Here is a 17,312-nt window from a genome sequence, read left to right as displayed (position 1 = left end):
GGACCAAGTTCCTCATTTTTTGTTGCTAGACGAGGCGATATCTCGTGGATCAAACGCGTCGCGCAGAGAGTCACCAACCATATTAAAGGCAAGCACGCTCACGGTAAGGGCTAGCCCAGGTGCCACTGCCATCCATGGGGCCTGGAGAATAACTGCGACGCCGTCCCGAATTAGGTTTCCCCAACTAGCTGCCGGCGGCTGAATGCCCATTCCAAGAAAGCTAAGGCTTGCTTCGTCTCGGATCGCGCCCGCAATGGTCAAACTGCTCATCACAATGATCGGTCCTAGGACATTCGGAAGGATGTGTTGGCGGATGATGCGTATGTCGGAGGCGCCGAACGATTTGCTCGCAGTCACGAAATCGTAGTTTCTGGCAACAAGTGCGGAACTGCGCGTCAATCGGACGAACACCGGCACATGCGATACACCAATCACGAAAGCCAGCGTAATCATGTTTGAGCCTAGCAGCGTCATCATCATTAAAGCCAACAGCAACGATGGGAAGGACAGCATTATGTCGATCAGCCAGCTAACGACTCGGTCAAACCAGCCCAGGCGATAGCCGGCGATTAAACCGATCGGCAGTCCGATCAGGATGGAAACGACAAGGGAAAATATGCCGACGACCAGCGCGGGGCGGATACCGTAAATCATCCGGCTTAGCAGGTCGCGTCCGTATTCGTCAGTACCGAGCCAGTAGGTCTCATTCGGCGCTTTAAGTGCGTCGATAATGTGCTGATCCGTGGGATCGAACGGCGCAATCAGTGGCGCGAACAGTGCAATGAAGCAGAAACCTAAAATGATCAGGCAGCCGACTATTGCATTACGGTCAAGTGCGAGAATGTTGATAGCTGCCCAAAGCTGATGACGGCGTACGGGCTCATCGCTGGTTGGGGCGGGGGACGCCATCACATCAGTCATATTTTACCCTCGGATCAAAGATGACGTAGCTGATATCGACGAGGAGGTTCACGATCAGGACGACGAAGGCGAACATCATCACGCCCGACTGGATCAAGGTGTAGTCACGCTGGGCGATCGCACCAACCAGTAGTTTACCCAATCCCGGCCGACTGAAGACTGTTTCCGTCAGGACCGCGCCGCCAAGAATAGAGCCGGTATAAAGTCCCATCGCTGTCACCACCGGAATGAGAACGTTCCTGAGGGCATGTTTGTAAAAGACGACCGCCCTTGGCAAACCCTTGGCATGCGCCGTTCGCACGTAATCCTGGTTCAGGGTATCAAGCATGGCCGAACGGGTTAGCCGTGTGATGTATGCTGCCTGGATGAGGCCGAGACTGAACGCAGGCAGAACGAGTTTATTGAAATGCTCCAACAGTCCCGCCTCCTCGCTAACCGAATGGACAACCGGAAACCATTTTAGATAAACGGAAAATATCAGGAGAAGAATGATGCCGAGATAGAAAGAGGGGAATGAGAACCCGGCGAGTGCAAAAAACCTACCCGCCGAATCAATAGCCGTATTTCGTCGAATAGCGGTAATGACGCCGAGAGGAATGCCGATCGCGGAGCCAACGAGCAGCGATGCGATGGCAAGACTCAGCGTATATGGAAAAATCAAAAAGATTTGCTCTGCGATTGGCTGATTCGTAATCATCGACCGTCCTAGGTCGCCATGCAGCAGGCCGGCGAGAAAATTTGCATACTGCTGCCAGATGGGAAGGTTCAAACCCATCTTCTGACGAAATGCGTCGACTAAAGCCTGCGACGCGTAGTCTCCGAGAACGACCTGTGCCGGGTCGGAGGGCACCACGCGCATCGCGAAGAAGACGATCGTGGCCACCGCCCACATGATCACAATTGCCGACAATAGCCTTTTGATGATGTACGCTTGCATATTCCAAGGTCCAGGTAGGGGATGTCGCGGCCGAGATTTTGGTGGTGCCAGCGACTTACTTGAGAATCCGGGTTCTCTCGTTAATGACGTAGAAGCTCTTCGGGTCGAAGCCGAGGTCGAGCTTAGGACTGCGAGCCGCGGCGTATTTTCGTGTCAAAAGAGGAACCGAAACGACGTCTTTGGTGATTTTCCGCTGCGCTTCCCGCCAGAGCGTGACCTGCTTTTGCTGATCAAGTTCGTAGCGTGCCTCGTCTAAGAGGTTATCCACGCCGGGAATGAGCTCGCCGTAATGGGAGAAGTTGAGCGAGGCCGTCGGCCTCCCTATGGCAGACTTCGAATGGTAAAATTGCGTCAGATAGGTCGTCCCCGTCAATGGATAGCGAAACGCACCATAGATCACGACCGGGTTGACGTCCTCGCGTATGAGCCGGTGGTAGGTCGGATGGTCGACGACCTTGAGCTCCAAATTGACGCCAATTTTCTTCCACATCTCCTGGATCACCTGCATCGGCGGCAGATATATGCTGCTGTTGCTGCAGGCCATTGAAAGACTAAGACCATTCCGTTGGCCCGCCTCCTTCAGGAGTGCCTTTGATTTCACTGGATCGTACGGCGTGTAGGGGACATCGTCCGTGTGGCCGACATAACCGCTCGGCAAGGGGCTGACTTCCAGCATCGCCACGTCCTTGCCCAGAAATTGAATCAAGGCATTTCTGTCGATCGCACCCGCAAGCGCCTCGCGGATGCGAATATCGTCGAGAGGTTTGTGCTTCAGATTGAACAGAAGCGAGAACATGTTAGCCGGCGCCATCAAGTCTACGATCATGCCGGCGCCGCGCATGAGGTCGACGACGTTTTGGCGAGCCGGCAGTTCAATTGCTTCAACATCGCCGCTGCGCAGGGCCAGCTGGCGCGTGCTGTCGTCCGCCATGAATAGGATGGTGAACCGCTCGATCGTGGGAAGACCGCGCCAGTACGCTTCGTTGCGAACTAACGTCTGGCTTTCACGCGGCCGATATTCGTGGAGCATGAAGGGGCCGGTGCCGATCGGATTAGTCCTCAGGTCAACTCCGGCCTCGACCGCATGCTTTGAAACGATGTAGCCGCCCTGGTAATTGACCAGAAGCGCCGGCAGGGACGGCTCGACGTGTGAAGTCTTGATCTCGACTGTATGCGGGTCTGTCACGGTCACGGCTTCGATTGCCGACAGACTTTGGGCAAAAGGCGATGCCGCAGCAGGAGCCTTGACGCGCTCAATGGAATACTTGACGTCCTCGGCCGTGAACTCGCCGTGCCCGTGGTGCCATTGGACACCTTTGCGGAGCTTGAACGTCCAGGTCACCCCATCTTGGGCGACGCTCCACTCCGTTGCGAGACCAGGCTGCAAACCCTCATTTGTCACGAGCCCATCGGGAAACGCCAGCAGCCCCTCGTAATAAGGGCTTATCATTTCGCCGGTCCCAACGGAGAAGTGCGGGTCAACCGTCTGGATATCGGCGGCCCCCACCGCATAGCGGATAAGTTGTTTGTCGGCGAGGTCTTCGGCCTTGAGGCGGCGGGCCGGCGCGATCAGAACCAGTGATCCAACCGCTAAATTGAAGTCCCGTCTCGTCAGTCCTACACGCACCGCCTTCCTCCCCAGCATGAACTAACGGTTCGTCAGCGAACCAACTGGTGCGTTGTTTGCTAACCCGCGCCTCTCTCTGTACAACCTTAGAAGTCGACAGAAGCGTTATCGTCACCGAAACATTATCTGGCCGGCACCATGAGATTTCATTGATTCTGTGCGATCAACAGCCGAAATTCTGCGCCGATTGGGCGGATGGCGCGGTTTTATGTCATCTGCAAGATCGACGCGTGCAAGCACGAGCGACGATCTTAGCTCTGGAGTAATAGGCCGACGATGTTTGCGTACACAACGCGCCTTGTGATCGTGGTGTTCGGACTGCCGCGAAGGACCGGCAGCGACAATTTTCGAAAAGCTGACGTGAGATCCAAGTGTTCGAACCCGCGCACAAGCTGCGTCTCTAGGGCTCGAGCGTTCGGCAGGGCGTGTCCCATGCTGATTCCGAGTGCGTTTAACGTTAAGAATTGCGCAACGCCGCGGCGGGCGTGGCTACGCTGGCGTCCATGCACTCAATGCCCGACCGGACTGTCGACCAACTCGCGGGTAGATGCCCAGCACACCGGCTCGAAGATAAATAGCCGTCCGTTAAGAAGGCGAATTGAGCGGGGCGGGACGGCCGAACGTGCGCCATAGCTGGAGCAGGATGAAGCAGAAGAGTTCTCTGATCCCGGCGAGGGTGCGGCGGAAGTTGTGGCCGACGGCTCAGATGATGACATTAGCCGCATCGCCGGTGCGGCCTTTTGAGGTAGCAGCGGCCGAGGTGACCATCGGCCTTCAGGTGTCCGATGATGGGTTCGATGGCGGAGCGGCGGCGCAGCTCGCGCTTGATGACACCGAAGACGCGGCGCTTCTGGCCGGAGACGAAGATTCGTCGGGGATTTTGTGCGTCGTGGCCGCGTATCCCTTGTCGACATAGGCGCGCTCGATCGCGCAGCCGGTGAGTGTCTCGGTGCGGTCGATGACGTCCCGCAAGGTGTGACCGTCGTACGGGTCATCGGGTAGCGTCCTGGCGTGCAGCACGAACAGGCCACCGGGAGAACGGCGGTTGTTGGTGACGATGGAGGCTTCGACGCCGAACTCGTAAGGCGCGGCTGCTTTGCCCTTGCCGATGCACTCCACCTCCGGGGCGTGGAAGGAATAAAGCTTGACGCCGCGCTGGCGCTGCTGCTGCGAGCGGATCTGCGAGGCCCGGCTGAGCGGGAGCGCGAACGTGTTCTCAAGCGCAGCCTGACCTTCGATCTTGCGGCGGACATCGGGGATGATCCGGCCCAGTCGGCTGCGCAGGATGCGTAACTGCCGCTGATGCCGCTTGAATTGCTTGGCATGGGCGTAGCGTCCCGCCATCATTGTCGCGGTTTTGGCAATACGAAGATTGGACTGCCGCAGCTTGACCCCATGCTTCCTCGCCAGACGGTTGAGCCCCTTGATCGCGACGTGTAAGAGCTTGGCATCGGTCGGGAAGGTGATCGCCTTCGGCTTCACGGTGGTATCGACCGCTGACCCGCTTGAGGTCTTCCACGTAACGCGCCAGCCTCGTGTGCCACCTGCAAGCTCTCGGCCGGCAACAGCTCCAGCTTGTCGCCGAGCCGCTTGCGCCAGTGGCTCAGGTCCGAGCGCTCGTGCGGGAATGCGTGCTGGAAGAACTCTTCGCCAGTGAAGTACTGGAAATATGGGTCGTGGACCCAAGCGCTCGCACACCCCTCATCGGACAGCCCGTAAATGTGCTTGAGCAGCAACAGCCCGATCATGACGCGGCTCGCGATCCCGGGCCCACCATTCTCGCTATCGTGCGGCGCGATCTCGCTAATTGACCTTGCCGGCGAGCTGAACCAGCTCGCGCTTGATATTTGATGAAGGGAAGAGCTGCCATCTTAGCTCACGGAACCACTAAGATGACCTACTAGAACCGGTAGTTTGCGGACATTTCGGACCTAGCCCAAGTTAGGTTGCAGTTGCTAACCAGGCAAGGGCAGAGAGTTCGATTGTTATCGGCAGCAACAGTAACATCGAGGTTCGATGATCGCATACCTATACGACCGCGCAAATGCCGTTACTGCCTTGGCGCTCCTTTGTTCTGGCGCAGCGATGGGGCTCGTGGTGAAAGGACACTATGAGGAGGGAGTAGCGCTAGGACTTTGGGCGATCATCGCTGATGATGTTGATGGCGAAATTTCCCGGCGCACCAAAGGTCGAACAATGGCTACCAAGGCCATTGGTAGAGCTCTCGATGCATTCTCTGATCTCTTGTTTGGATCTGTCATTCCGGCGATTGTCATCGCATCTTTTATCGAGTATCCAGCATCTGCGGTGTTCACAGCATTCGTGATGCTGATCGGAGCTCTTCGTCTGGCATATTTTGACTATTTTGGATTGGACGAGCGTGGTCGTTCGACCGGTCTACCTCTTTCTTACGCTCTGCCGATACTTGCCGCGATCTTGCTGGTTGACCACACAATCGCGTCGCTTGAGTTGGGTGTGGTTCTTCCCGCATTCTTTGTACCGCTATCGTTGCTCCACATCGCCCCGTTCAAGATCAAAGCCTCTGGCAGTCTTGTGCATGTGATAACCATCGGCGTGGCGGCCACTGCGTCCGCCGGACTATTGATGACGAGTAGAGCGGGTCAATAAGCGGGCTTGCAATGTCGTAAGGACGAGAAATGTCGAGCTCAATCAACCGCGTGGTATTTGCCGGCACCAGGGGGCTTGCGACCCGCTGTCTTCTGTTCGTCATTGAGACCTGCGGCAAAGACCACATCGCCGGCATTCTCGGCGCTTCTCGGTACGAGAAGACTTGGTGGAGGCACGAAACCAGTGAGGAGCTTTGGGAAGTCGCAGACCGCTTCGGAATACCTTTTTTCGAGTCGATAGATGATGTTCCTTCTCTCGGAACGTTTCTCGTAAGCGTCATGTGGAACAAGATGTTCCCGCCCCATATCCTCGCACGGTTCGATGGAGGGGGTATCAATCTTCATCCTGGCCCACTCCCTGAATATCGCGGCAGTTTTGCGCGGACGCATGCCATACTCAATGGCGAGAAGAGCTTTGGGGTAACTGTCCACTATCTCTCAGAGCGGGTCGATAGGGGCGATATTATCGGCGAATTGCGCTTTCCCGTGCTGCCTTCTGAGACGGCCCTCTCTTTAGACACCAGAGCGCAACTTTATGGATACGCTCTCTTCTGCCAAGTGTGACTGCGTTTATTGGACGGATCGGCGACGTGTCGCTCACAAGACGAGTTGATCGCGCAAGAAAAGCGCAAGGCTTGCTTCTATCCCATGCGCAGGCTGACCGAACTTTTGGAGTCGTCGGACGTTCCACGCAGCGACGAAGAACTCGATCGGCTCTACCGCGCTCTATACCTTCCACCACGCATTGAGCCTCCAAAGTGGCTTATCGAACGAGTCATGACCAATGAGGTCCGGACGCTCGCTCGGGGCGTTCACCTCCAGGGTAAAGCTTGACTTGGTTCGCACCGCGGAAGCTAGCCGGGAATATGAGATCGCGCTTTTCGAGGCCGTGCGCGAAGCGAAAGTGTTGCCGCGAACTTCCGCTCATTGACTGAACGTGGTCTTAGCTCTGGAGGTTGCTTTTGTAACATCGAGCCTATCGAGAGGCGCCGGCGGCCGACCGCGTGTGAGCCGGCTGAGCACGCAGGAGGCTAGCTGTGTGTGGGATTTGCGGATTCATCGGACCGGTTACTGATATGTCAGTGACCGAGCGGAACCTCGCGCGTTGCGCTCAGGCGCTGGCCCATCGGGGCCCTGACGCGAGTGGCAGTTGCGTGACCTCTTCCTTTGCCTTTGCGCATCGAAGGCTGGCAATCATCGATCAGGATCCTCGGTCAAATCAACCGTTTCTCGATGAGGAATTCGGCTTGGCCCTCACGTATAACGGGGAGATCTACAATTACCGTGACTTAAGGCGGGACCTGCTCCGGCGCGGATACCGATTTCGCACTGAGTCGGATACGGAAGTCCTTTGCAAGGCATTTGCTTGTTGGGGCATTGATAGCGTCAAACGTCTGCGGGGAATGTTTGCTTTCGCAATCTACGATCAAAAGACCGCGACAGCGTTCCTTGTCAGAGATCGGCTCGGAGTCAAGCCGCTATATTACGCTTGCGTGGATAATGGGTTTGTCTTTGCCTCACAACCGTCAGCCATCCTGCAGTGGCCAGGGGTTCGCTCGAAGCTCGATCCGGTTGGGCTATCAAGCTTTCTCTCCTACCGTGCGGTCTTCGGCGAGAGGAGTTTATTTGCAAATATTCGAAAGCTGCAACCTGGAACTTGGTTGAAGATCGCGGCTCAATCGCACGAGCAGACGCGTTGGTGGGATCCTGCCTGCCTCGATGAGAGTGGTCTTCGCAGTCCTCTTGAAACCTTGATTGGCAGCGCCGTGGAGGAACATTTGCTGCCCCACACTCCGGTCGCGGCGCTCCTTTCCGGAGGGCTCGACTCCAGTGTCTTGGCTTTCGAGCTTTCAAGGCACTCGTCGCAAAGGCCGACATGCTTTACTGGAATTATAAGCAACGATGTGTATGACGAAAGCCCTTACGCTGTCGAGGTAGCAAGATCCCTTAAGCTCGCCCACGTCTTGGTTCGGCTGCCCGGGGCAACGAGCCTGGATGTCGTTACGCGCCTTACCGCGTTACGTGGTCATCCAGTCGGCATGCACAACGAAGCTGCAATGTATTTGCTTGCGCGAGCGGTCGGCCACTCTCACAAGGTTCTCCTTACCGGCGAAGGTGCCGACGAGATATTCCTTGGATACAGCCGGATCTTCAGGTTGTCCTTCGACCTTCGTCGACAGGCGCTGTTGGCCGCTTTGCCAGATGTCATTGGCCGCCCGGCGCGACGTCATCTCGGCCTTCCCAAGTTCAAGGCAAGCGAATTCGAGCTCTTTCTCATGCGCTACACCTACTTCCCCCAATGCGAGAAGCTGGGGCTGGCAACACCGGCATGGAGAAAGGAGATTAGGCACGATGCGGGGCTGATCGATTGGATGAACAATGCCTACCATTCAGGCGGTGCCACCCCGGTCGAGCGCATAAGGCAATTCTTTGTACGGCATCATCTACCGGCGCTGCTTGAAATGGTCGACAACACCACAATGGCGGCGGGCGTGGAGTCTCGCGTTCCCTTCACAGACGACCGAATCGTTGCGCTAGCTCTGCGCATGTCGCAAACATGCCTTCGCCCCGTTTCAGGCGGCCGCTTGACGTCTCCAAGGGGCGCAATTCGATACTGACTCATCGTGGCTATAGGTTGGGCTCTTGGCGGCTACCGAACAAATCAGCGGGTTCGGGACAAGTAACGCCCGGCATGTCAGGCCGAGGTTGATGGAGACTATAAATTCGGGGAAGCGGAAGCGCGACATCCCATTTCGGGGGGCCGCAAGACTGACCGCCTTTTCCCGGGTGGGACCGAACTCGGTCATTTTGGCAAAGCTCGAGTCATCGATGCGGGTGGCAGTATGTTCCTCGGCCGGATCTTTGAGCCGATCATTGAAAATACGTAATCGGGTCGGCCCGGTCACCACCACCCAATGAGTGATGGTCCTAGCTTCAAACTCAATGCTCACCATCACGATGGGATACCAGCCCACCGCCATCCATTTCGAGAGGTTGTCAAGTTGTAAGTACCAACATGGACCGGGATGTCGCGCTGGTATGCTTCGGCAAGATCTCGCTCCTGGAGAATCTGCATCACCTCAATCTGGCCGCCTTGCAAGGCGCGAGAATTAAGGAAAAGACCATCATGGCTTACGACAACAAGCGCTGCGAAGCCGCGACGTTTGAGGGCCAAGGCCAAGCCGATCGGTCCGCAGCCGCCGTGAATGGTCGTTGCCTCTCGCCAAATCTCGAGCTCGGCTGTTTCATTCGGCTGATATCGCTCGTCGAGAGCGGACATGACCATCATCAGGGAAGATGGTCCACAGGTGAACTTCCTCTTTTGCTGATACAGAGGAAGTTCCTGACCATTTGATTCGTTGGGCTTTCGAGGTCCGGACGCGAGATGACGTCATCTCAGGTGAATGTGAAGGAAGCTGAGCGGGATCCCGGCTGGCGCAGCGCCTCGCTGATTGTCATGAGAGCAATCGCTGTCGCTGCGATGACGAGCCCGGGCGCGAGGGCAATCCATCATGCGGTCATCAAATAGTCTCTGCCGAAGCCCACCATATTGCCCAAGCTCGACATCGGCGGCTGTATCCCCAGCCCCAAAAAGCTCAGGGTGCTTTCTAGGAGAACCGTCTCAGTGAGACCAAGGGTCATGCCGACCACGATGGTCGGTGCACAGGCTGGGAAAATATCTTGCATAGATATGGATCCGCGAAGCGTTGTAGGTTCGCGCCGCCGTTACATGGAGCCTATTGCGGGCCGTCAAAGCAGGGCCCCTCACGATGCGCGCGTGGCGCTCCCACCCGTGCAGGCCCACCAGACAGACAAAGAGGGCTAGCGAATTGCCAAATATCGTCATGATAAGAAGTGCGGTCATCATGGACGGCACGGCAGGCTGCATATCGACCAGTGCCATGACTCCCTCGTCATTAATCCGCCAAGCTCGGTCGCGAAGGAGCCCAGCGAAACGCCCAGCAGGGTACTCATGAAGGTCCCGCCCATCGCGACGAGCATGCTGATCTGGATCGAATATATCAAGCAAGCCAGCACGTCCCGACCGAGCTCGTCGGTGCCCAAGGAATGTTCCAGCCTGCCGCCGAAGCATAGTTGTGGCGAAAGCCGTACGTCCAGGAGATCTGTGCTGGATGATAGGGGGAGATCACCTCGGGCAGACCGCGAGCTGGTCGGCAAAAACGAACTGACGGGCGCTCGTATTACGATGCCGGTGCTTCGCTAAGTCGATCAACAGCCGAAGATAGCTGCGTGCGCCCCGACCTCCGAAAACAGGCGACAACGGGGCGTTGAAGCGTTCAGCTCGCTGGACGTCTCGTTCGATCTTCAAGGCGTCGTCGAAGCTCGCCTTGGCCGCACCGACGCGTCCGATCACATGATACACCTCGCCAAGCCTCGCGTGCAGTTTCCCTCGCGCAGTATACAGTTCTCCGTCGTACTTTTCGTTCTCCGGAAGAACGTTCGTCAGGATATGGCTCACTCGATGGGCAACTCCCGTGAGCTGGACGTCATGACGACGGATTGCGAAAGCAATGGAAGCGTCGCTTCCGGCCATCCTGATCGCATCCGGGTTGCCTCCGAGCAGCAGTGCTGCATCTACCTCCGCCCGCAGGGGTCTCATGAAGCTGATCTTTGAGAAGCGGCCGCCCTTGCGGTCCCGAAACATGGCCTCCCTGAGGTGCACTGCATTTGATACCAGGTTGACCGAGAGCTCCAGCAAAACGTGGGCCTCGCCGGCTGACGAGTTCGCGCGGCTGAGGATAACGGCTCAGGGGGGCGACTGCCGGGGCTTGGGCAATCTCGTCTTCTTGGAGCGCCACGTCGAGACAGACATACACGGGAGCCGACGGAGCGGTACGGGTCATCATCGATGCGCGGATAATGGATTTGACAGCGGCCAGTACCGACTCGCGCTGGTCATCCCATTTCACGGCCCGCCGGACCAACGCTCCCTGGTCCCAGAGGAGATCCGGGTCATGCTGCCCTCGGGCGTTCGCCGTTGCCCCCTCCACGCCGTCCCATACGCATCGCGCGGCAGTATACCGCCGGTTACGTGCAATAACCTCGAGCTTCTCCGGAGGCTTGGCACAGCTTGCCATCGGTGCCGCTTGTGCTTTGGTTGCGGTGTTCATCCCGATCGAGCCTCGGAGGAAGATGGTGGAGTCGACGGGGAGGAAGCGGGCGAGAAGAGCGCGCCTGAGCAAGACCTGTCCTCCCCCGGAGCGATCGCGGCTGCGGGCGCCTTCGTTCTAATCGATGAGGAAGGGATGCCGATCGTCGATCGTCGGCGCCCCGATGAGCCCGGCGCCAAAAGCAGCGGAGCCGGCGCCTAAGCCCGGTGCGGGGATTTCCTTGAACTCGTGTTACCGCTGGAGCGGTTCGATGAACAGGGACCAGTAATACTCGGCAGCCGCTTCCTGCGAGAGCTTGCGGTCTTCCATCGAACCATACGACGCCATCCCGAGAGCCTTCAGAAAGAGAGCGTCGTTCGCCGCCTCAACTGAGAGGCTCTCGTTCATAGTCCCGTCGCCTGCCTGATCGTTGTATGCAAACAAAATGCCGCGCCCGAATGCCCCGCCGAAGCTGATCTTGCAGCGCGCGATTGCCTTTCCGTACCTGTACACGGCCGCGGTGAAGCGATCGGCATCGATGCGGCGGAAGTTGCCTTCGATACCTTCGTTCCGCTCGGCCAACTCTACCAAAGAGGCCTCGAAGAAATTAGCCATGAAGTCGAAACTTGCGTGAAGGAAGCGGTCTCGATCAGCTTCAGTGAACGTTTTCTTCAGCCGCAGATTACTGGACCGCGGTTTGGCGTCGGAGAGGGGCGGCGAGGTTGGAGCTGGAGAAGCTTTCGACGCCTTCGAATTAGCGACCAGCTTGGCGGGCAGGGCGGCTCGGATTTGCTTCACGACGTCGAGAAACGCCTCGTCGATATCGGACCATGCTTTGATCGGCTTTCCGTCCTTCGGTGCGGCCAGAAGCTTGCCGAATGGTGCGGAGTGCCAATCGCAGTGTCGCAGAATGACCGGGATCACCCGGGCCTCGCCGGCCTGGTGACGCTCCATCGCGCGCTGCATCTCGACATCATAGCAGTATGAGGACGCCAGAAAATCGGGTGAAACCAACAGAAGGATCACGCCGGCTGCATTTAGGTTGGAGTCAATGCTGTGATCAACCTCGTCGCCGGCCTTGATGCGCCTATCATGCCAGGCATCGATGAGTCCTTGCTTCTTCAGCATGGAGAGATGTATCTCCAGCCGGTCCCGCAGGTCTTCGTCCCTGTGGGAATACGAGAAAAATACCGTGGTCAACTTATCAACTCCAGCTTCGGAAAGTGCCGAGCGTCTAGCTCTCGCGCCTGAGGTCCGTTCGATTGCACCTCGGACAATGTATCTTCGACAAAGGCTGCCTCCGCCGCCTAGCTTCCTGGACCTCGTCGGGCGTGAGCTCTTCGGAGTTGAAGCGGTTTCCGCAATTCAAACAGGACCACGTGATCGGCCGCGGCATTGCAAGCTCCTTAAACAACGTCATTATCGAATTGACCTCAAATAGGAGGCAAAAACGCCGAGTTCAAGTCCGATGAATTTTTTACGATCGATCAGCCGGGTTCACCGCTGGCGCAAAGGTGGGCAGCGAGCGTCTCCGCCACGTGCTGACGTAGGTCTCGCCATCTCGTCGGCGCCGATTGGGCCGGCAGCGGTTCGGCAGATGCTTGAGCGAATGAGATTTCGTTTTGGGCATGATGAGCTTTTGGGGCGGGCGTGCGCCGTGCCCTCTTCGAACGCTTCCTGGCCGATGGCCGCATTGAGTCGACACCAACATCGTCGAGCGCGCCATCAGACCGCAGACAATTACAAGAAAGAATAGCCTCTTCACGGGCAGCGCGGGGGCGGACGTACCTGGGCGATCATCGCAACCCTGCTGCAGGCGGCGAAAATGAACAACGTCGATCCGTTCGCCTGGCTTAGCCTAATGCTTCAGCGTGTCGCCAACGGCTGGCCGAGCAGCGAAACCGACGCGTACGGCAACGTCTTCGGAACCGTCGCCCCCTTGTCTGGCTGAACAAGCAAGTCAGACAGGGGAACGCCTAGTGTTTCGGCGACAAGCTCGAGAAGATCAATCGTCGGTTTCGCCCTTCCGAGCTCCAGACCGCTCATATAGGAGGTGTCGATGCCTGCATCGTAAGCGAGTTGCTCTTGCGGAATGCCGCGATCCAAGCGGATCCGGCGCACATTCCAGGCTACCAGCGCACGAGCTCTCATGCGCCAAAATAGCAATTTGTTAGATCATTAAAACACGGCATAAAACCCAAATATTACAGCACGTTTGTTCCTGATACGGATGAGCGGAGTCTGCGCTGGCGCTGGACTGTCGCACACTTTTGGTCGGCGAAAGGGCGGCATCGCCTCGCTTGAGGAGCTCCTAGAGCCCTCCGAACAAACTTATCTCTAATTCAGGGGCTGTCCATCGCATTAGTTGATGCCTGTCACCTGACCATCGCGTCTACACGATAGTGCGTGCCTCGGCGAAACGAGCACGGTCCTGGAGACAGATGCGTGGAATTTTCAACTGAGTTCGCTGGCATCCATCCTTGCGACTTTGAGCAAGCCAAGTGGAGGGCCGGCATTGTTCTTCCTCATCGAATCGCGAGCGCTCCGATGGGGCGTCGTGCGCTCCTGCTTGGCACTCACCCCAAGATCAGTTCACGTGCGCCCCGAGTTCTTCTTCTTGCCGCGGATGTGGCGCGCGCTGAGTTGAGGTTTGGAGGCAAGCGTTTTGTAACACGCAGAGGATGTCCTGCACGCAGCGAGTTGCTGGCGTTGTCCAGTCGCGCCAAGCACGAGCGCCTGATGTGTAGCGCGCTCGCTTCTCATTAGCTTGGTGTCGCGCACACCAAGGGCGAACACCGATATCGACGGGTTTGTATTTTCCTACGTGAGAAACATAGGGGTCTATGTTTGCGTACTTTTGAGTGGAGAACTTCGGTGCTGAAAGACATCTTCGGACAAAGATCGGTTGAGCCAACCCGCTATTCTATAATATCCTTCCGGTCGTTGCAGCGCCGCCGCGAGGAGCGTCGGGGCTTGTTGACCGGAGTGGCTGAGAGCAAGCCACCCCCTGTCGTGATTAATACGAGCGCTGAGGAGCCGCCGCTCTATTCGACCACGATTGTTAAGAAGGTTGTGCTGGCTTCAGCGGCAGGCCTGATCGCCTCGGGCGGGGTGCAGGCGGACGATTTTCCAGCCAAAGCCAAAGCGATCGAGTACGTGAAGGTGTGCTCCACGTATGGTGCCGGATTCTATTACATCCCAGGCACGGACACCTGCATCAAGCTGGGTGGTTTCCTTCGCGCCGATGTGATGCTGGGCAGCAACAGTTTTGTTCTGAACCCGGTTTCCGGTGTCGGTGCTGCGCACAATCGCCTAAGCAATGCCTACACCGCTCGGTCTCGCGCAGACCTCAGCATCGACACGCGTACAGCAAGCGAATATGGCGTGGTCCGCACCTTCTTTGAGGGGAACTTTACCTGGAAGACGGGCTCGACGAGTGCGGCCGGATCGGGCGCAACAGCGTATTCAGGGGATGGCGTCGGACTCGGGACCCTTAGCATCTGGTATGCCTTCATCCAATTCGCTGGCTTTACGATGGGAAAGGCGGTCTCCCAGTTCAGCGCTCCTTGGACCAACTATCCGGCCAACAACTTCTTCGATGGTCTGCCGGGCGGCGGTGGCGATGCCTCGGGTGTTAACCAGCTCAGCTATACCGCTGACTTCGGTCAGGGGATTACGGCGACCGTTTCTGCGCAGGATCCAACGGCCTATTACCAGACCAATATCTGGAATACGACGAATGCTACGGCCGCCGGCATCGTGACGGGTGCTTACGGATCGCAGAGTTACGGCGGCACCGTGGCCCCCGATATTGTCGGCATGATGCGGATCGACCAGGCTTGGGGGCTCTTCCAGGCATCGGCCGCGGCGCACAACAACCATGCGGCGTACTATGGTGCGAGCGAAGTCACAGGACACGCCGACGATAAGTGGGGTTGGGCCGGTCAGCTGGCGCTATCGATCAAGAATATTCCGACCGGCGCGGGGGACACGATCAATTTGCAGGCCGCTTACACCAAGGGTGCCAGCAGCTTTAGCATCCAGGAAAACATCCCGACCGCGTGGGCGATGTACGGGGGCACCAGCCGCGCCGGTGCGTATCAGAGCCTTGGTTTCGCCGGCGTTGCTGATGTCATCTATTCCGGCTCGACAGCGGCAACTAGCACGGCTTTTCAGCTGACCACGACGTACGGCTTCAACGGTGGTTACATTCATAACTGGGGTCCCTATTGGAACACTGCGGTTTATGGCGGGTGGGCCGCTATTCGCTACACCCATGCGGCCAAGGCTCAGATTTGCAGCAGCGCTGGCATGGCCGCACTCGGGTTGACCGGTGTCTGCAACCCCGACTTCAATATTGCTGCGGTCGGCACGGTTACGCGCTGGACGCCGGTCAGAAACCTGACGTTCTCCGCGGATCTGTTCGCCACATTCCTCGATCAGAAATATTCTGGCACCGTGGCGGCGCCGGCAGTCGCGGCAGTCGCCAAACCTGCCGCAGTATATGAACTCAAGAACCAGAGCGCGTTCAGTATGCTCCTGCGCGTCCAGCGCAATTGGTAGGTCGTCGCTTCGGCGGGCGGAAATATGCTCCAGAAGAGTTCGCAAGGCTCGAGGCGGCCGTCCGCGATCGGGCGGCTAGCTCCGTGCTAACATCATTGGGAAGGCGGCCGACGCGCGCGTCGGCCGCCTTCCGTATAACCAAGCTCCACTCAGCATATTGTTGCCGCTCGAGCTAACGGATCAGAAGGTGTCGTGGTCCAATCGAGGTTGTCACAGTACCTTCTCGCCATCCGTTGCATGCAGCGTCGCTCCCATGCGCCGCGAAAGCTTTCGCAGCATGAAACCGTCAAAGACGCGCACATCCAATCGAATTGATGCTCGCCCGGGACTCCGAATGCTTACAACTTCGCTCGCGTCGATGTTGGACCAGGTCGTGCGCGGCGATCGCATTGGTCGCGCGCTTGGTATCTGATGGACATCGACGGGACCTGAGCGCCATGTGCGGCAATGTCGCGCTAGGTCGCGTGAACGCGCCGATGCTGGATGCGGTTTCGCCGGTCGAAAGTGACGCCGCCGCCCAGTCATAAGCTCCCTGCGACTTTAGCCTGCTTCCAAAACTGCGGCCTTCTTGCAGAGCCGGGCGAGCCACCGGCAAAAGGCGCGGGCAATTTCAGGATTGCCCACTACGATCGACTGCATAGGCCTGATATTGCATTCCACTCGGAGTGCGCGATCCCAGTATCACCTGCAGGACGCCCCCGCGCACGAGATCGCCGACAAGAATCTCTGGCACACCAAAAGGCAATTGCCGATTATGACCGCGGGCAGAGCAAGGTAATTGTGATCATATCGCGCACCCGACTTGATATCAGGTTCATCGCCCTCAGCCATGTCGGCAGTATGTCAGGCCGAAACGTGATGTTGAGAAGTGGCATTGAACGCGATTGAGACGGCTCTTCCCGCGACGTGATTTGGAGAGCCGATGCATACGATCGTCTCATTACCGGTCGTCTGCCGGTTCAATGACGAGCTCGCGGGTAATGAAGATGTCGAAATCGTCGGAGGACGTCGGCGGGGACACCATTCCACAAAATCAGTACCGAGATAGTCTTCTAGCACAGGCCGGTAGCGGCTGACCGAGCTCTGTGTCGTTCCCGATGTCCTGGCTGCGCGTGTCACGTTCCTTCGCGGGCAATGGTCACAAACGCCCCGATTGCATTGAGGAACACTTCATCGTGTTCGGCAGCCACCATCTGCTCCGGTCGTTTCTGGGAACTTCGCGAATTGCCCTTTTGGCAGGCTAATGCCAGGAAAAGACGAATGCCCCATCACATTTTTTCGATGTGTGCAGCCGGAGTACTGCCTGTCGACAGTTTATAGAGAGAGAAAAAGTCGCGTTCAGTACGCTTCGTACGATCTGATTTTGCGGATTTGATTGATCGGCGGCGGTCGCGTTTTCAGATGGCAGTCGTTGGGGCGTGATCAGTGGTCTCGCCGCGATAGTACGCGACTCGCGGGAGGATAAAGCCGTTTTACTACAATAGTCCCAAAGCTGCGGATGGGGCCTGAGCGGTGCTTGGTCGCGA

14 protein-coding genes and 2 pseudogenes are annotated in these 17,312 nt (G+C 57.6%); 5 read left to right on the top strand and 11 right to left on the bottom strand.

Going from position 1 to position 17,312, the window contains the following annotated elements; all coding sequences use genetic code 11:
* Positions 1-12 precede the first annotated feature (12 nt).
* The 4 genes and pseudogenes from ACVWY3_RS23245 to ACVWY3_RS23230 all read right to left on the bottom strand — a co-directional run.
* Positions 13-921 carry an ABC transporter permease gene (locus ACVWY3_RS23245; protein WP_456840567.1) on the bottom strand — a complete coding sequence of 303 codons (909 nt, stop codon included), beginning with the start codon at positions 919-921 and terminating at the stop codon, positions 13-15.
* Positions 914-1,858, bottom strand: a complete 945-nt coding sequence (locus ACVWY3_RS23240) for an ABC transporter permease (protein WP_456840566.1) — start codon at positions 1,856-1,858, stop codon at positions 914-916. Before ACVWY3_RS23240 ends, ACVWY3_RS23245 begins: the two co-directional genes overlap by 8 nt.
* A 55-nt stretch (positions 1,859-1,913) precedes the next feature.
* Positions 1,914-3,503 carry an ABC transporter substrate-binding protein gene (locus ACVWY3_RS23235; protein ID WP_456840565.1) on the bottom strand — a complete coding sequence of 530 codons (1,590 nt, stop codon included), beginning with the start codon at positions 3,501-3,503 and terminating at the stop codon, positions 1,914-1,916.
* Between the two features lie 567 nt (positions 3,504-4,070).
* Positions 4,071-5,333, bottom strand: a pseudogene (locus ACVWY3_RS23230) (IS5 family transposase); the annotation flags it as partial.
* A 168-nt stretch (positions 5,334-5,501) separates the two neighbouring features.
* Between ACVWY3_RS23230 and ACVWY3_RS23225 the strand changes: the two are divergent.
* From ACVWY3_RS23225 to asnB, 3 genes are all read left to right on the top strand, one after another.
* Positions 5,502-6,113 carry a CDP-alcohol phosphatidyltransferase family protein gene (locus ACVWY3_RS23225; protein ID WP_456840564.1) on the top strand — a complete coding sequence of 204 codons (612 nt, stop codon included), beginning with the start codon at positions 5,502-5,504 and terminating at the stop codon, positions 6,111-6,113.
* A 29-nt stretch (positions 6,114-6,142) separates the two neighbouring features.
* The gene (locus ACVWY3_RS23220) at positions 6,143-6,676 is read left to right on the top strand and encodes a formyltransferase family protein (protein ID WP_456840563.1); all 534 of its coding nucleotides are present in this window, start codon (positions 6,143-6,145) and stop codon (positions 6,674-6,676) included.
* Between the two features lie 473 nt (positions 6,677-7,149).
* Positions 7,150-8,730, top strand: a complete 1,581-nt coding sequence (asnB, locus tag ACVWY3_RS23215; RefSeq protein ID WP_456840562.1) for an asparagine synthase (glutamine-hydrolyzing) — start codon at positions 7,150-7,152, stop codon at positions 8,728-8,730.
* On the opposite strand, the gene ACVWY3_RS23210 is transcribed toward asnB, so the two are convergent.
* The 6 genes from ACVWY3_RS23210 to ACVWY3_RS23185 form a co-directional block, all read right to left on the bottom strand.
* On the bottom strand, positions 8,686-9,093 hold the full coding sequence (locus tag ACVWY3_RS23210; RefSeq protein WP_456840561.1) for a hypothetical protein: 408 nt from the start codon (positions 9,091-9,093) through the stop codon (positions 8,686-8,688). The genes asnB and ACVWY3_RS23210 overlap by 45 nt on opposite strands.
* On the bottom strand, positions 9,066-9,392 hold the full coding sequence (locus ACVWY3_RS23205) for a peptidase C39 family protein (RefSeq protein ID WP_456840560.1): 327 nt from the start codon (positions 9,390-9,392) through the stop codon (positions 9,066-9,068). The genes ACVWY3_RS23210 and ACVWY3_RS23205 overlap by 28 nt, the downstream gene beginning before the upstream one ends.
* A gap of 230 nt (positions 9,393-9,622) precedes the next feature.
* Complete coding sequence (locus ACVWY3_RS23200; protein ID WP_456843582.1) at positions 9,623-9,799, bottom strand: hypothetical protein; 177 nt, start codon at positions 9,797-9,799, stop codon at positions 9,623-9,625.
* Positions 9,735-10,205 carry an ABC transporter permease subunit gene (locus ACVWY3_RS23195; RefSeq protein WP_456840559.1) on the bottom strand — a complete coding sequence of 157 codons (471 nt, stop codon included), beginning with the start codon at positions 10,203-10,205 and terminating at the stop codon, positions 9,735-9,737. Before ACVWY3_RS23195 ends, ACVWY3_RS23200 begins: the two co-directional genes overlap by 65 nt.
* Before the next feature lie 54 nt (positions 10,206-10,259).
* Positions 10,260-10,832 (bottom strand): hypothetical protein, encoded by a 573-nt coding sequence (locus tag ACVWY3_RS23190; protein WP_456840558.1) that lies wholly within the window; start codon positions 10,830-10,832, stop codon positions 10,260-10,262.
* Positions 10,833-11,475: 643 nt separating this feature from the next.
* The gene (locus ACVWY3_RS23185; RefSeq protein WP_456840557.1) at positions 11,476-12,423 is read right to left on the bottom strand and encodes a toll/interleukin-1 receptor domain-containing protein; all 948 of its coding nucleotides are present in this window, start codon (positions 12,421-12,423) and stop codon (positions 11,476-11,478) included.
* A gap of 453 nt (positions 12,424-12,876) precedes the next feature.
* Between ACVWY3_RS23185 and ACVWY3_RS23180 the strand changes: the two are divergent.
* A pseudogene (locus ACVWY3_RS23180) lies at positions 12,877-13,174 on the top strand (IS66 family transposase); the annotation flags it as partial.
* Here the strand turns inward: ACVWY3_RS23180 and ACVWY3_RS23175 are convergent.
* Positions 13,090-13,374 (bottom strand): helix-turn-helix domain-containing protein, encoded by a 285-nt coding sequence (locus ACVWY3_RS23175; RefSeq protein WP_456840556.1) that lies wholly within the window; start codon positions 13,372-13,374, stop codon positions 13,090-13,092. The pseudogene ACVWY3_RS23180 and the gene ACVWY3_RS23175 sit on opposite strands and share 85 nt — an antisense overlap.
* 906 nt (positions 13,375-14,280) lie before the next feature.
* On the opposite strand from ACVWY3_RS23175, the gene ACVWY3_RS23170 reads away from it, so the two are divergent.
* On the top strand, positions 14,281-15,786 hold the full coding sequence (locus ACVWY3_RS23170; RefSeq protein ID WP_456843433.1) for a porin: 1,506 nt from the start codon (positions 14,281-14,283) through the stop codon (positions 15,784-15,786).
* Positions 15,787-17,312 lie beyond the last annotated feature (1,526 nt).

The organism is Bradyrhizobium sp. USDA 4486 (genome assembly GCF_054057995.1).
This window is presented reverse-complemented; position numbering and strand designations above follow the sequence as displayed.